A 13806-nucleotide genomic window follows, 5' to 3' on the forward strand; every position below is an offset into this window, starting at 1 on the left:
CCGGTTGAATCTCTAGAAACGTGCCGCCATCGGGTTGAGCGCGCCCATTCCGCTCATGTTCGCGAGGTTGACTTCGAGGATGCCCTGGCTTGGGTTCAGTGCGTTGACTACGGTGTTGTTGCCCACGTAGATGGCAACGTGCCAGATGCCTGCGCCTTCGCCCCAGAAGACAAGGTCGCCGAACTGCGCCTGTGAAAGCGGGACGTGCGTGCGGGCAGCGTAGAACTGTGCTGAAGCTGTGCGCGGAAGTGAGATGCCTCCCGCGGCGAACGCCTGCTGGACGAGACCGGAGCAGTCGTAGCCGCGCGGGCCGTTCCCGCCCCATGCGTAGTAGTACGGATCTCCAACGCGCGCACGTGCATAGTTGACTGCTGTTGCCACGCCGCCCGGGTTCGTTGTGGGCGGGTTCGGAGCCGGTGGTGGTGGAGGCGCGGGCGCGGGCGCCGGTGCTGGCGTCGGGGGAGGTGCTGGTGCGGGCGCGGGCGGCGGCGCCGGTGCAGGTGCTGGCGGAGGATTCGGTGCGGGAGGCTCCGGTAGGGGAGCGGGCGTCGTCGGCCGCGGTGCCGGCGCGGGTGCCGGTGAAGTGACTACGGGCGGCGGCCCGGGAGCAGGCGGAACTACCGGTTCGGACGGCTCTGCCGGTGGAACGAACGATGGCGCTGCCGGCACTGGGGTCTCGACTTCCGTAGCCGCCTCGGCCGAGGCGGCGACGATGCGGGCGAGCTCAGCTTCGCGACGCTGCTGCTCCAACCCTGCGATCCGCTGGTCCTCCAGAGCCGCCGTCGTGTCCCTAAGGGTGGCGAGCTGCGCAACGAGGGTTTCGCGCTCAGCTTCCTTGCGTTCCACGAGGCCGGCGGCGGTTTCCATTGCTGCCTCGGTTGCCTGTCCTGCTTCCTCGGCTGCTGTTGCCGCGGCTGCGGCCGCTTCCTCGGCTTCCTTTGCATCGGCGCGCAGTGACTCCAGTGCTTTGGCTGCCGTCTGGGCCTCGTTCACGGTCCGGGTGCGGGAGGTTGCCAATCCCTCAACGGTGGAGGCCTGGTACATGAAGCTGCCGGGATCCTCGGCGAATGCCAGCAGGGCGGTGTTCGGCATGATGCCGCCGGCCCGATAGATGTCTCCAGCGAGTTCGCCGAGTTCGGCCGAGGCGGCGTCGTAGGCTTTCGCGGCCTGCTCCGCATGCGCGTGCAGGCGGGTCGCAGTAGCACGGCGTTCATCCAGTTCGACAAGGGCGTCGACGTACGCGCCCTGCGTCTTCATGGCATCAACCTGCGCGTTCTGCAGCTCGGCAGCGGCGCCTTCGAGGATGCCTTCGATTTCGGATACGAGCGCGGCGGTGGCGGTGGCGTTGTCCTCGGCGGCCTCAACCTCGGCGGCGGAGGGCAGGCTCGGGGCGGCCATTGCGGGAGCGGAAACAAGGCTGACTGTCAGGAGCGATGCCGCAAGCGCACCAGCAAGCAATGGCAGGGTGTGCTTCGGGTGGGTATGCACCATGACTCGATCCTCGGAAAGTTACCAAACAGTCACGAGAATAGAGGGGCGAGTGTCACTTTGGCAACATTCGTCACACGAGTACCATAAACAACAATGGTGTTATTTCGGCACATGCGTAACGGTGTGTCGCGTGATCCGGCGAGAATTTAGGCGTGTTGGCGGCTCTCGTGCACAGCGTGCTCAAGCGGCTCCAGCTGGAACGTGCAGTGCTCTGTATCGAAATGGTTACTGAGGCAATGGGTCAGCCGATCCAGCATCCGGTCAACCCCCTCTGCGTTCAGGGCACCTGCGTCCACCACCACGTGTGCGGAGAACACGGGCACGCCGGACGTGATGGTCCACGCGTGTATGTCATGGGCATCAACCACGCCTTCCACGCGCAGGATGTGTTCGCGGATCATGGCCGGGTCAACGCCCTTCGGCGCCGATTCGAGCAGCACATTGATCACGTCCCGCAGAAGGCTCCACGCGCGCGGAACGATCATGACGGCGATCAGGACAGAGGCGATCGCATCCGCCTGCTGATACCCCGTGAGGGCGATGACGACGGCGGCAATAGTCACCGCGATCGAGCCCAGCAGATCCCCCAGCACCTCCAGGTACGCGCCACGGATATTCAGGCTCTCCTTGTGGCCGCCGTGCAGGATGAGCAGGCACACAAGATTCGCTGCCGCGCCAAGCACTGCAGCAATGAGCATGATGTCGGTCCGCACGTCAGAGGGTTCGCTGAACCTCCGAACCGCTTCAATGGTGATCACCGCCGCGATCACCATGAGGAGTACCGCATTGGCCAGCGCGGCGAGTACTTCTGCCCGCTGGTAGCCATAGGTACTGCGGTCCGTTGCCGGCCGTGAAGCGATCCACGCTGCCAGCAGCGCGATGAACACTCCGGCTGCGTCCGAGAGCATGTGACCGGCGTCGGCAAGCAGGGAGAGCGAGCCGGAGAGCACCGCACCGATAACCTGCACGACGACGACGGCAAGCGTGATCGCCATGACCAGCACCAGTTTCTTCCGGTGCTTTCCGGTCGCGGTGACGGGGTGCGGCCCGTGCGAATGTGCACTCATGTAACAAGTATGAAGTGGAGACGCGGCGGAAGCAGCAGGTTATCCCCAGCCGAGTTCGTGGAGGCGCTCGTCGTCGATGCCGAAGTGGTGCGCAACTTCATGGACCACCGTGACCAGGATTTCCTCGACCAGTTCTTCCCGGGAGTCGCATAACCTGAGCAGCGGCTGCCGGAAAATGCTGATGCGGTCAGGCAGGGAACCGGCGTCCCACCACGAATCACGCTCCGTGAGCGGGGTTCCTTCATAAAGGCCGAGGAGTTCGGTTTCCGGGTCCTCTCCGGGTTGCGGCTCGTACTCTTCCTTGACGAAGATCGCAACGTTGTTCATCGCGCGGGCCAGCTTGTCCGGGATCTGGTCAATGGCATCATCAACGGCCGACTCGAAGTCCGCAAGGCTCATCTCAATGGGCACGGAGGAAACTCTACTGGGCGCCCTTGGGAGGGTTCTTCGCATTTTGTGTAATCGTTGCCGAGGCCCTATAGTTTTAGAGGTCCACAACGAGGAGTAAAGTACTTGTGTGGTCCTGGCCCCCATCGTCTAGCGGCCTAGGACACCGCCCTTTCACGGCGGCGGCACGGGTTCGAATCCCGTTGGGGGTACGCAGGAGTGGTCCAATGCACCGTCACGGTGCTGTTAGGATAAAACTCTTGCAAAATCGCAAGGCCCTGTAGCGCAGTTGGTTAGCGCGCCGCCCTGTCACGGCGGAGGTCGCGGGTTCAAGTCCCGTCAGGGTCGCTTCGGCGGCCGGAGAGATCCGAGCGTCAAACGGTGATCATCGTAAGATGGTTGCAAGGCTCTGTAGCTCAGTTGGTAGAGCGTTCGACTGAAAATCGAAAGGTCACCGGATCGACGCCGGTCGGAGCCACCACTGAAAGCCCTCGGGAAACCGGGGGCTTTTACTTATCTAACAGTCGGTCACCCCGCATAAACCCCGCACTTTCAGATCAGGCCTTCAAGCTGCTCTTGCATGACAGTGCCTGCGAAAAACGCAGATGCTCTAGACAACGTCGGGCCAGTCGCTGGTCAGGTACGCCTCCACGGCGCGGTGGCGGAACGTGTAGGGCTTACCGCGCTCGATGATGCCGCGCACTGTGTCCAGGCGCTGCGACGTCGGTCCTGCAGCTGTCGGCTTGTCGTGACCCATCTCCTGGGCAATGCGGGTGAGGGTGCGCTCTTTGGAAGGAAGCTCAGCCATCACGCGGAGGAACTCACGTTCACGTCCCGGCAGACGATCGAGGATCCGCTCGACATGAGTAATAGCTTCAGAACGCGCCGCTTTCCAGCCAGCCAGGACCTGGGGCCGCGTGATCACGTCAGTGCTTCCGGCGTACCAGGCCTGCTCGCCGGAGAGCTGGAACAGGAACGGCTCACCGCGGCAGAGATCGATGATCGCCGTCACAGCATCAGGTTCCATGTGGACCCTGTTGGTACTGCCCAAGTCGTCAGGGACTTCCCAGCCGTCGATGACGAAGGGCTGCAGAGCTGATGCCAGGTCCTCGTCATCAATGGCTGACAGCGTGGTGGTCTTGAAGCGGCGGGCGAAGGTCGCCCCCGTGCGGGCGCCAGCCATGTCGGCGAAGTCGGGCAGACCCGTCAGGTACACCGCGATCGGCAATGACCGGGACACAGTGATGCCACCAGGAGCAGTGATGGTCTCCTCGTGCACGATGGCATCACCCAACGCAATCAGCAGCTGGGAGAGGGCCTTATCGCCGGTGATGTTCTGGACCTCGTCGACGTGGATCAGCACCATGACATTGCCCCGGGCGATCGCAGCGCGGCCGATCTCGACCAGCAGCTCAGTGAGCACTGTGTAGGGCTCAGGGCCGGACTGCTGGTGCAGAGAGAGCGAGATGCCGGATACCGCAACGGCCTGCACTCGGCCCAGGGCGTCTTTGATCCTCTGTTCGCGGGAGGAGGCCAGGCCAGCGGTGTCGGCGAGCTTCAGCACAGCTGCCGCGACCAGCTTCAGCGGATCAGCCCCGGAAGGGATGCGCAGCTGCGGCGTTGACCAGCCGCCACTGGCAGCAGCGTCGCGTGCGATGCGGCGCACCAGGGTCGATTTGCCCAGACCAGCTTCACCGAGAATGGTCCTGCCACGCTCAGGCAATCCGGCAAGTCTGCGCGGGCGCATGACGTCGCGCCAGTCGCTGAGCTGCTCGGTGCGGCCGGCCCAAATCTCCGGAACGTTGTCGGAGCCGGGACTGAACGGACTGTTAAGTGCGTTACGCATGTTGATAACTTTATCAGCAAGATTTGTCATGATAAAGTTATCAGCCGCAAAGTTTCGTCGATCATACTTGATAAAGTTATCAACTCTGTGCTTCGCGGTTTCGCATCCGGTCCCTGCCGTTACGCTTAGACCAAACAGCGGTGAAAACCTGTAACGAGCATGCATGGAGGGGGCTGCAATGCCACACAAGATCCTGGTGGTCGATGATGACGCCGACATCCGCGACCTGGTCTCAACCAAGCTGGAGTCCAGCGGATACGAGGTGGAGACTGCAGGCGACGGCGTTTCCGGTTTCGAGCTTGCCTCGCGGAATACCTACAACCTGGTGATCTCGGACGTCATGATGCCCGGCATGTCCGGAGTGGACATGGTCCGGATGATGCGCGCAGCGGAGCCGCCCATTTCCGTCCCGGTGATCCTCCTGACCGCGAAGAACCAGGAGCGCGACATCGAAAGCGGCTTCGCGGCGGGTGTTACCGATTACGTGGTGAAACCGTTCAGTCCGCGCGAGCTCGCGGCCCGGGTCGCCGGAATCCTGGCCCGCTAGAAGCGTCCCGTGCTGGTCTCCTGGGACGTCCTGGCCATGGCCATCGTCATTCTCGCGATTGCGTGCGTGACCGCGCTGGCCGCCGTCGTCGTGGTTAAGGGTGCGCGGCATCGCCGCGAGCGCCGACGAGCCGCCTACGATGCCGCGATCCGCAAACAGGCGGTGAAGCTCGCCGTCGCTGAGGATGATGAGCTGGATGCGCTGATTGGCAGTCTCGTCGCGGCGTCCGGTCCCGTTGGTGCGCACGTCGAGGAGGCCCTCCTGCGGATGATCCCGGAGGTCCGCGGCGAAGTGCGGGAAGCCATGGTCCAGGTGCTGGCCGGGCGTGGCTTGCTGGAGAAGTCCCGCGAGCAGATCACCTCATCGAGCGCGGTGAAGCGGTCGAAAGCGGCTGAGCTCCTCGGGATCCTTGGCGGAGCAGACGTTGTCGATCCGCTGACTGCGGCGCTGAAGGACAAGAGTCTTGAGGTGCGGCTGGTCGCGGCCCGTGCCCTGGGTGTCGCGGCCCGTCCTGAGGCCGGCGGTCACCTGGTCGACGCGCTGGCGCTGGGGAGCGGTATTCCGCACTCGGTCGCGGCCACCGCGCTGCTCAACCTGCCGGAGCAGGACCCTGCGGTGTTCATCGAGGGGCTCCGTGATCCGGACCCGGGTATCCGCTACGGGTCCGCCGCAGTGGTGGGGCTGCTGCTCATGTCGGAGGCTGCGGATGCCCTGTTTGAGTGCCTGATGGCGGAACCGGATCGTGAGGACGCGTCCGACGTCGTTATCGCGGCGTGCGCACGATCGCTGGGAAGGCTGGGCTACAAGCCCGCTACGCACGTTCTGGCGGACCTGTCCCGCGCACCGGTTGTCTCGCCGTCGGTCCGGCAGGCCGCGGGCCAGGCGCTCAAAGTCATGCCGGGGGCTGAGGCGCGCGAGGTGCGGAAACAGGTTGCGCAGAGCGCCGATGCGGACGTCCGGCGAATCCTGGTGGACTGGTAGGGGGAACACGTGGACGCGATTATCGAGGCTTTGAGGTCCGGCGTTGAGTGGGTCTTCGAGGTAACTGCCTACCCGATCCTCGCCTATTTCCTTGTCATCAACACTTCGCTGCTGCTGCTGATCCTTTTCGCGAGCGTGAACTTCACCGCGCACTTGCGGCGCCAGTCGTTCGCGGGTGCACGCACCACGGCCGCATCGCCGCTCAGTCCCGGCATTTCGGTGATCATCCCGGCGTACAACGAGAGCACGGTCATCGCCACCTCGGTACGTTCGGTGCTGGACCTGCGGTACCCCGATCACGAGGTGGTGATCGTGAATGACGGCAGCACGGATGACACGCTGCAGATCCTGATCGACGCGTACGGGCTCGTTGAAGACCCGCGCGAGGTGCTGATCAAGGTGCCCGTCCGGGGGCAGGTGCGCGCGGTGTATCGTGCGCGAGATGCGGCGCTGCCCATCGTCGTCATTGACACCGAGAATTCCGGTCGGTCCGACTCCCTGAACATGGGCCTCAACGCCGCGTCCAAGGATCTCGTGGTGATGGTCGACGCCGACAGCCTCCTTGATCCCGATTCCCTCCTGGTGGTGTCCAAGCCCTTCACCGACGATCCCGAGCGCGTGATCGCAACCGGCGGAGTGGTGCGGGTGGCCAACGGGTGCGAAGTTGTTGGCGGCCGGGTTGTGAACGTAAAAATGCCCCGGAACTACTTCGCGCGGATCCAGATCGTTGAGTACCTGCGCTCTTTCCTGCTGGGGCGTGCCGGCTGGTCGCAGCTGAACTCGCTCATCCTGATCTCCGGTGCCTTCGGGATGTTCCGGCGGGACCTCGTTATCGAAGCGGGTGGCCTGGACGCGGACTGCATTGGCGAGGACTTCGAACTAGTCATGCGGCTCCACCGCAGGATGCGGTTGGCGAAGAAGAAGTACCGCGTGGTCTTCATCGCCGAACCGGTGTGCTGGACCGAGGTGCCGTCCACGGCAGCCGTCCTGGCGCGCCAGCGACGGCGCTGGCACCGCGGACTGTGGGAAGTGCTCACCAAGTATCGGGGCATGACCTTCAACCCACGCTACGGTTCCATTGGCATGGTGGCGCTGCCGTACTACTGGATCTTCGAACTCATTGCCCCGGCGATCGAGCTTTTCGGCATCATCATCGTGCCGCTCGGCCTGCTGCTCGGAGTGGTCAACGTTCCCTATGCGCTAGCGTTCATCGCAGTCGCTTACCTCTACGCCATTTTCGTGTCGCTCATGGCCCTGCTGGTGGAGGAAGCTTCCTTCCACCGGTACAACCGCTGGCGGGACCTGTGGGTGGCACTTCTCGTCTCAGTCCAGGAGAACCTCGGTTACCGGCAGCTCACCGCGGTGTGGCGCATTCAAGGCTGGTGGGCCGCGCTGCGCGGAAAGAAGCAGGTTTGGGGAACCATGACGCGTACGGGATTCGAGAGTGCGTCGAAGTAGCGGAAGCTGACCCTCATCGGAGCAAGCCAGTATCCGACGAACGGAACCTGCTAAATATCAATCAAGCGCCCGACTATGAACAAGACGATGCAGGCAGCGAATACTACGCCTATGCCGATCAGCCACGGCCACGGATTATTCCTCTTCGGACCGTTCTCATCATGACCTTGCGCGAGAAACAAGAGCGGTGATCGCGCTTGCCGCCCAGTGTGGCCGCCTTCAGTCGAAGCCGTGAAGGTGTTTTTGGATTGTCAGGGTGGAGTCCTGAAGGAACCGGCTGATGAGTTCCAGTTCCTGGTCAGTGTATTGGTCCATCATGGTGAGGAGTTCGTCGGCTAGGGGGCGGAAGAATTCGTCCCCCAGTTCCACTGCTGCTGGTTCCACGGTGAGCAGGATGCGCCGTCGATCGGTGGGGTGCGCTTCACGTCGGACGTGCCCGGCGGAGATCATTCGATCGACCAGGGCGGTTACGGAGGCGGGGGAGAGGCCGAGGACCTCGCCGAGTTGTCCGGCGGTCAAGGGCGTGCCGGTTTGGGCGGCTTCCATCAATTCGACGATGGCGCGGGCCGCTGTGTGGTGCATGCCGTGCCGGGTGGCGAAGGTGCGGCTGAGATCCTCCGATACCGCAGCGAAACGTTGTAGCAACCCACCCACCTGATCTTTGCGGTCCATGCCCTTGTGCGTCTCCACCCCAACTCCTATTGTTTGACCATCGAACCTTTCGATAATCGTACTGTGTGCGTTGGGCGTAGCGGGCGGGAGCGAGTATGAGCGTGTTGGAACCGGCGATTGTGGCGGAGAGTATAATCAAGCGATTTGGTGGTCGTGCTGCGGTCGATGGAGTGAGCTTGTCCGTGGCGGCGGGGGAAATTTATGGTTTCCTCGGCCCCAACGGGGCTGGTAAGTCGACACTGACGAGGGTGTTGTGCACGCTCATCACTCCTTCATCGGGTCGTGCCCGTGTGGTGGGATTCGATGTCGCTACCGAGTCGGGGGAGATTCGTCTGCGCGCGGGTGTGGCGTTGCAGGACGCAGCGTTGGATGATCAGCAGACCGGCGCGGAGATGCTCACCCTGCAGGGCCGTTTCTATGGATTGACACCGCAGGTCACACGGCACCGGATCGCTGAGCTGACCGATCTGGTCGATATCGGTGACGCACTTGACCGCAGGATTGGCACGTATTCCGGCGGTATGAAGCGCCGCCTCGATTTGGCGTTAGCTCTCATCCACGATCCAGAGGTGTTGTTCCTGGATGAGCCGACGACCGGATTGGACCCGGTCAGCCGGGCTCGTGTCTGGCAGGAGGTGCGCAGGCTCAACACCGAATTGGGAATGACTGTGTTTCTCACCACGCAATACTTAGAAGAAGCCGATGAATTGGCGTCCCGTGTGGGAATCATCAACAAGGGCAAGCTGGTCGCCGAAGGTACTCCGACGGAGCTGAAACGACAGATCGGTTCCGACGTCGTCGTCGTGACCCTCGGCGGTGAATCCGGCCAAGCGGAATCGGCATTACAGCGGCTGGACACGGTGCAGCACATCACTATCAGCGGAAGCACCTTAACGCTAAAAGTAACCGACGGGCCGTCAGCGATCAGTCCGATCGCCGTGGCTTTGGCCGAGGTTCCCGGTGCAGACGTGCGTGAGCTCGCTCTACGCCGCCCGTCGCTGGACGACGTATTTCTTTCGGTCACCGGTGAGCACATCACCACCAGCCGTAGCGATACCAGCTCCGGTGAGACAGGTCATCAGCAAACGGAGTCCGCATGAGCAATCATCCCGCCGCCACTTCAGCCTCGGTGAAAATCGAGCCGCGCCGGGCAGGCTTCCTCCGGGACCTCGCCTCCGTAGCAACCCGGGCGCTACGCGCGATTCCGCGCACACCAGCCGAAGTGATACCCGCCCTGATCATTCCGGTCTTCTTTTTCGTCGTGAACATCGGCGCTCTGGAACCGGTGGCCGAGGCAGGAGGCGTCGAGGACTTTCGCGCGTTCCAACTACCCGTGGCGATCATCTTCGCTGTCACGGGTGTTTCCCGCGCCAGCGGCCTGGTCACGGACATCAGCAGCGGCTATTTCGACCGCCTACTCCTGACCCCGATGCGCAGGTCAGCGCTCCTACTCGGACTGATGGTTGCGGACCTCGTACTTGTCATGGCGTTGTGTGTGCCGGTGCTGATCCTCGGCTTCCTCGTCGGCGTCAACTTCACCACCGGCATCCCAGGAATGGTGGGTTTCGTTCTCATCGCCGGGCTCTGGGGGCTGGCCTTCACCGGCTTCCCCTACGCCATTGCGTTGCGCACCGGCAGCCCGGGCGCAGTCAACTCCTCATTCCTGCTGTTCTTTCCATTCGCGTTTCTCACCACCGCGTTCCTGCCACAGGAAGCCCTCACCGGCTGGCTGGCGACGATCGCCGACTTCAACCCGATTACCTACCTTCTGGCAGCGTTACGTTCCCTGCTCAGCGACGGGTGGATCTGGGCCGACTTGGGTCCGGGTCTGCTCGCCGTCGCCGGTGTCGGCGCCGTCAGTTTCACGCTGGCCTTCACGGCGCTGCGCGGCCGCGTGTCCCGCACTTGATGCGGGTCAGCGTGCGCTACGGCCGTACGCGCAGCGGGAGCTTCGCATGACTAGGCAGTAGATTAGTTCCATCATCGAGATAAAGGAGGCGGCTATGCGATACGTGGATTCGTCGTCGTCAGCTCCTTCCCGTGGTGTCTGAGGCCGATGACCGAGCATCAGCCTCAACAGTTCGTCTCGCCCACCTCGGATGTGTGGGCCGACTCCGGTGACTGGGTGGTCGAGGAAATGCTCGCACAGTTCTTCGAGCGCTCGAAGAAGAAGGCGGCCGAGCTCGATAGCGGCTATCTCGAGCTATGGGAGGCCATCGAAGCGAGCACTGTCGGCGGCAAGAGAATTCGGCCGCGCATGGTGATGCGCGCTTACGAACTCTGTGGGGGATTGGATCCGAATTCGGCGGCGACGGCCGGTGCGGCCTTCGAACTGCTGCATACTGCCCTGGTGATTCACGATGATGTGATCGACCGGGACTATGTCCGCCGTGGTGTGCCGAACGTTTCCGGGAGGTATCGCAGTCGCGCCTTGGGCGCGGGAGTTACCATGGCGGACGCGACCCACGTCGGGGCATCCGTGGGTGTGATCGCCGGTGATCTGGCTTTGTCGCAGGCTTACAGCCTGCTGGCCGATGTCGAGGCGCCGGCGAAGAACCGGCGAGCAATCATGAGGTTGTTGGATCATGCGGTGTTCACTGCTGCGGCCGGAGAATATCTTGATGTCGACGCCACCACCTCACCGACGATCCCACCGCCGGAATTGGCTGTCATGACGAGTCATTTGAAAACTGCGGTGTATACGTTCGAAGCACCCCTTCAAGTCGGAGCCACCTTAGCCGGTGCTTCTGAGTCGGTGATCGCCGCACTAGGACGATTCGGCCGAGAAATTGGCGTGGCATTCCAGCTCGTCGATGACCTACTGGGAGTATTTGGTACAGAGTCGCGCACCGGCAAAACCACTCTCGGTGATTTGCGCGAGGGTAAACGAACAGCACTGATCATCTACGCGGCCTCTCAACCCGGTTGGGATTCAATTGCGCCGTTGATCGGATCACCGCGCCTCTCCCGGCGTGAAGCGGCGTACATACGCTCCGTCCTCATCAACATGGGAGCCAAATCTTACGTGACAACACTCGCTGAAGACCACGTGCGAAGGGCACGCGACCACCTCATGGACGGTCGGATCCCGGAACGCCTTCGGGAGGGCCTGGAACCGCTCGTTACCGCGGTGATCAGCCGAGTCTGTTGAAACTGCTCTGCAAGAATCACACCGTGCCATGTACGCTGCGGTGTATCCGAAGAGGCCCCAGTGATCGAGGACAAGCACAGTGACAAGTACTGCCACGATTTATGTTGAGGGACAATCGGCCGCTGACAGTGCGGCGATAGCGATGCGTTCCGAGTAGGAGCGGTCAGCTTCTGAGGGAGGGCGATATCAGGTGCATGATTTCTTGCCTCAACGGGTGAACCTAGACGGGGTCTCCTGCCGGTATTTTCGAGCGCCAGCCGATGGTGTTCCGGTTGTGTTGGTGCACGGCCTCCATTGTCCGGTCGAGACATTCACTCCGCTACTGCCCCGGTTCGCCGAGTGGTCGGATGCGTACGCGCTGGAGTTCCGGGGCCATGGTGCCTCCGATAGGGCTGGAAGGAATCGCCTTACGGATTACGGCCGGGATGTCAGCGTTTCCTCGCCCAGGTCGTGGGACGACCGGCAATTGTGGTCGGCATTCACTCGGAGCCTTAGTGGCCGCCTATCTGGTGGCCCGTGAACCAGAACTGGTACGAGCGATAGTCCTTGAGGATCCACCCATGTACTTGGCGCAGCAGCCTCGTCTCGGACACAGTGATACCGGTTTCGTTTTCAAGGCGACCGCGAGGTGCTGGTCGATCATCATCAGCGGGGTGAGACGGTCACTGAACTGACTCGGTGGATGCAGGGTTGGCGCGAGCCGGACGGGAGGACCTTGTCGGAAGCCGTTGGCGCAGCGGCCGTTCAGGTGCGTGCACAGCGGTGGCATGAACTGGACCCCCGAGTCTTCGACGATCCCTTGAATGGTGCTCTGTTCGACGGGGTCGACCCAGATCAAGACCTTCCACGGATTCAGTGCCCGGTCCTGCTGCTTGCCGCCGACGAGAACAACGGCAGTGCCCTTCATGGTGGCGACACCGTGAAGCTCGCCTCGTCACTCTCTGAGTGCACTACCGTGGCTTTCCCGCGGATCGGTCACAATATCCATGACGAGGTCCCCTGCGCTTTCATGAAGAGATCCGCCGGTTCAGCCAGCACCTCGCCGACTAGGACACCTCCGTTGGGTTTAATGCCGCGGTTCTCGTGGCCAATGCCGTGATCATCCGCTCCATGCGTGCGATTCCCGCGAAGCGTCCGGCGTTGTCAGTGATGATCAAGGGGTGGTAGCGCTCCTGTGGTTCTCGGGTCATCGAGCGTGCGAGAGCTGTATCGATCGGTGTGTCCAGGTTCACCCGCAGGGCAGGAGTGGTGATCCCGAGGGCGGCTGACTCGGCGTCCAAGACGCACGCTGGCCGTCGTTCGGCGTTGAGCAACACCACGGTCCGCAGCCGGGGGTCCTCTCCAAAAGCCCGAGCAGCGGACTCGATCGTGGAAACTGTGACTGCGGGTTCCACAATCCTGCGGAGCGACTCCTGCGAATCCGTCCGTGTACGCGCTGCTAAGCGGTGCGCGATGTCCAGCGGTATACCAGCCCAGGGATCGGACGGTCGAGCCAGATGATAGCCCTGCACGAGAGGGACGCCCAGCCCGGTCACCGTGTCGAGTTCTTCGGCTGTTTCGATTCCTTCGGCGAGGATCCAAGCATCCACCCGGCTTGCGAACGTGCCAAGCATCTCGATCATGGCCCGCTTGGCTTCGTCGCGGTCAACGTCATGAATGAGATCACGGTCAATCTTGATGATCGAGGGACGAAGGGAGAGAAGATGACGTAAGCCCGCGTAGCCGGCGCCGGCGTCATCGACCGCTATCAACGCCCCTGCCGCTCGCAGCCGGTTCAAATCCGGTTCAAGGTGCAGATAGGAGTCGATCGCGGTCTGCTCCGTCAGCTCGACGACCAAGCCCGACAAGTCATCCTCGGCGCGCCAGATTTCGCGGATCTGATCAGCACTCAACAAGTCGGGGGAAACGTTGACGGTCAGGAAACAATTCGGCGGCATCGTGTTGCGGGCACTGAGCGCCGAACGGAGAGCTGCAGCCTCAAGCTCCGCAGCTACGCCGTGTGTGCGGGCAGCGATGAACCACACCTCGGGGTTTTTCTCCTCGAAACCGGGGAAACGTGCCAGCGCTTCATATCCGACAACGGATCCGCGGACCGTGTCGACAATCGGCTGGTACGCGCTGCCCAATCCCTGACCCAGGCACGCCTGCGACAGCAGGTCCAACGAGACGAGCCTTCCGCTATCGGCCTTGGAGAGCATCGAGCGTC

General features: G+C 62.6%; 12 protein-coding genes and 3 tRNA genes. 9 read left to right on the top strand and 6 right to left on the bottom strand.

Annotated features, from left to right (window positions below; all coding sequences use genetic code 11):
- Positions 1-12 precede the first annotated feature (12 nt).
- The 3 genes from ACX80C_RS15995 to ACX80C_RS16005 form a co-directional block, all read right to left on the bottom strand.
- Entirely contained in the window at positions 13-1491 is a 1479-nt protein-coding gene (locus tag ACX80C_RS15995; RefSeq protein ID WP_459327447.1) for a C40 family peptidase, read from the bottom strand.
- 146 nt (positions 1492-1637) lie between these two features.
- Positions 1638-2558, bottom strand: coding sequence for a cation diffusion facilitator family transporter (locus tag ACX80C_RS16000; protein ID WP_459327448.1), 921 nt, complete (start codon positions 2556-2558; stop codon positions 1638-1640).
- Positions 2559-2597: 39 nt separating this feature from the next.
- Positions 2598-3011: a metallopeptidase family protein gene (locus ACX80C_RS16005; protein ID WP_459327450.1), complete on the bottom strand. Its 414-nt coding sequence runs from the start codon at positions 3009-3011 to the stop codon at positions 2598-2600.
- Between the two features lie 73 nt (positions 3012-3084).
- Here ACX80C_RS16005 and ACX80C_RS16010 point away from each other — a divergent pair.
- The 3 genes from ACX80C_RS16010 (at position 3085) to ACX80C_RS16020 (ending at position 3426) form a co-directional block, all read left to right on the top strand.
- Positions 3085-3157, top strand: a tRNA-Glu gene (locus ACX80C_RS16010).
- A gap of 62 nt (positions 3158-3219) precedes the next feature.
- Positions 3220-3293, top strand: a tRNA-Asp gene (locus ACX80C_RS16015).
- A 57-nt stretch (positions 3294-3350) separates the two neighbouring features.
- A tRNA-Phe gene (locus ACX80C_RS16020) sits at positions 3351-3426 on the top strand.
- Between the two features lie 129 nt (positions 3427-3555).
- On the opposite strand, the gene ACX80C_RS16025 is transcribed toward ACX80C_RS16020, so the two are convergent.
- Entirely contained in the window at positions 3556-4791 is a 1236-nt protein-coding gene (locus ACX80C_RS16025; RefSeq protein ID WP_459327451.1) for a P-loop NTPase family protein, read from the bottom strand.
- Positions 4792-4969: 178 nt separating this feature from the next.
- Between ACX80C_RS16025 and ACX80C_RS16030 the strand changes: the two genes are divergently transcribed.
- Genes ACX80C_RS16030 through ACX80C_RS16040 form a run of 3 tightly spaced genes read left to right on the top strand, consistent with a single transcriptional unit; the run spans position 4970 to position 7777 of the window.
- The gene (locus tag ACX80C_RS16030; protein ID WP_459327452.1) at positions 4970-5338 is read left to right on the top strand and encodes a response regulator transcription factor; all 369 of its coding nucleotides are present in this window, start codon (positions 4970-4972) and stop codon (positions 5336-5338) included.
- Between the two features lie 9 nt (positions 5339-5347).
- Positions 5348-6319 carry a HEAT repeat domain-containing protein gene (locus ACX80C_RS16035; RefSeq protein WP_459327453.1) on the top strand — a complete coding sequence of 324 codons (972 nt, stop codon included), beginning with the start codon at positions 5348-5350 and terminating at the stop codon, positions 6317-6319.
- 9 nt (positions 6320-6328) lie between these two features.
- Complete coding sequence (locus ACX80C_RS16040) at positions 6329-7777, top strand: glycosyltransferase family 2 protein (protein ID WP_459327454.1); 1449 nt, start codon at positions 6329-6331, stop codon at positions 7775-7777.
- 219 nt (positions 7778-7996) lie between these two features.
- On the opposite strand, the gene ACX80C_RS16045 is transcribed toward ACX80C_RS16040, so the two are convergent.
- On the bottom strand, positions 7997-8467 hold the full coding sequence (locus ACX80C_RS16045) for a MarR family winged helix-turn-helix transcriptional regulator (RefSeq protein WP_459327455.1): 471 nt from the start codon (positions 8465-8467) through the stop codon (positions 7997-7999).
- Between the two features lie 83 nt (positions 8468-8550).
- On the opposite strand from ACX80C_RS16045, the gene ACX80C_RS16050 reads away from it, so the two are divergent.
- The 3 genes from ACX80C_RS16050 to ACX80C_RS16060 all read left to right on the top strand — a co-directional run bounded on the left by ACX80C_RS16050 (position 8551) and on the right by ACX80C_RS16060 (position 11600).
- Positions 8551-9549: an ATP-binding cassette domain-containing protein gene (locus ACX80C_RS16050; protein ID WP_459327456.1), complete on the top strand. Its 999-nt coding sequence runs from the start codon at positions 8551-8553 to the stop codon at positions 9547-9549.
- Positions 9546-10358, top strand: coding sequence for an ABC transporter permease (locus ACX80C_RS16055; RefSeq protein ID WP_459327457.1), 813 nt, complete (start codon positions 9546-9548; stop codon positions 10356-10358). Before ACX80C_RS16050 ends, ACX80C_RS16055 begins: the two co-directional genes overlap by 4 nt.
- A gap of 216 nt (positions 10359-10574) precedes the next feature.
- Entirely contained in the window at positions 10575-11600 is a 1026-nt protein-coding gene (locus ACX80C_RS16060; protein ID WP_459327458.1) for a polyprenyl synthetase family protein, read from the top strand.
- Positions 11601-12646: 1046 nt separating this feature from the next.
- On the opposite strand, the gene ACX80C_RS16065 is transcribed toward ACX80C_RS16060, so the two are convergent.
- A complete protein-coding gene (locus tag ACX80C_RS16065) occupies positions 12647-13798 on the bottom strand; it encodes an EAL domain-containing protein (protein WP_459327460.1) in 1152 nt (383 codons plus the stop codon).
- Positions 13799-13806 lie beyond the last annotated feature (8 nt).

The organism is Arthrobacter tecti (assembly GCF_054511355.1).

Bases quoted from the DNA above. Each gene is read 5' to 3' on its own strand.
- ACX80C_RS16030 (WP_459327452.1), top strand. From the start codon at position 4,970: ATGCCACACAAGATCCTGGTGGTCGATGATGACGCCGACATCCGCGAC.
- ACX80C_RS15995 (WP_459327447.1), bottom strand. From the start codon at position 1,491: ATGGTGCATACCCACCCGAAGCACACCCTGCCATTGCTTGCTGGTGCG.
- ACX80C_RS16005 (WP_459327450.1), bottom strand. From the start codon at position 3,011: ATGCGAAGAACCCTCCCAAGGGCGCCCAGTAGAGTTTCCTCCGTGCCC.
- ACX80C_RS16055 (WP_459327457.1), top strand. From the start codon at position 9,546: ATGAGCAATCATCCCGCCGCCACTTCAGCCTCGGTGAAAATCGAGCCG.
- ACX80C_RS16000 (WP_459327448.1), bottom strand. From the start codon at position 2,558: ATGAGTGCACATTCGCACGGGCCGCACCCCGTCACCGCGACCGGAAAG.
- ACX80C_RS16065 (WP_459327460.1), bottom strand. From the start codon at position 13,798: ATGCTCTCCAAGGCCGATAGCGGAAGGCTCGTCTCGTTGGACCTGCTG.
- ACX80C_RS16025 (WP_459327451.1), bottom strand. From the start codon at position 4,791: ATGCGTAACGCACTTAACAGTCCGTTCAGTCCCGGCTCCGACAACGTT.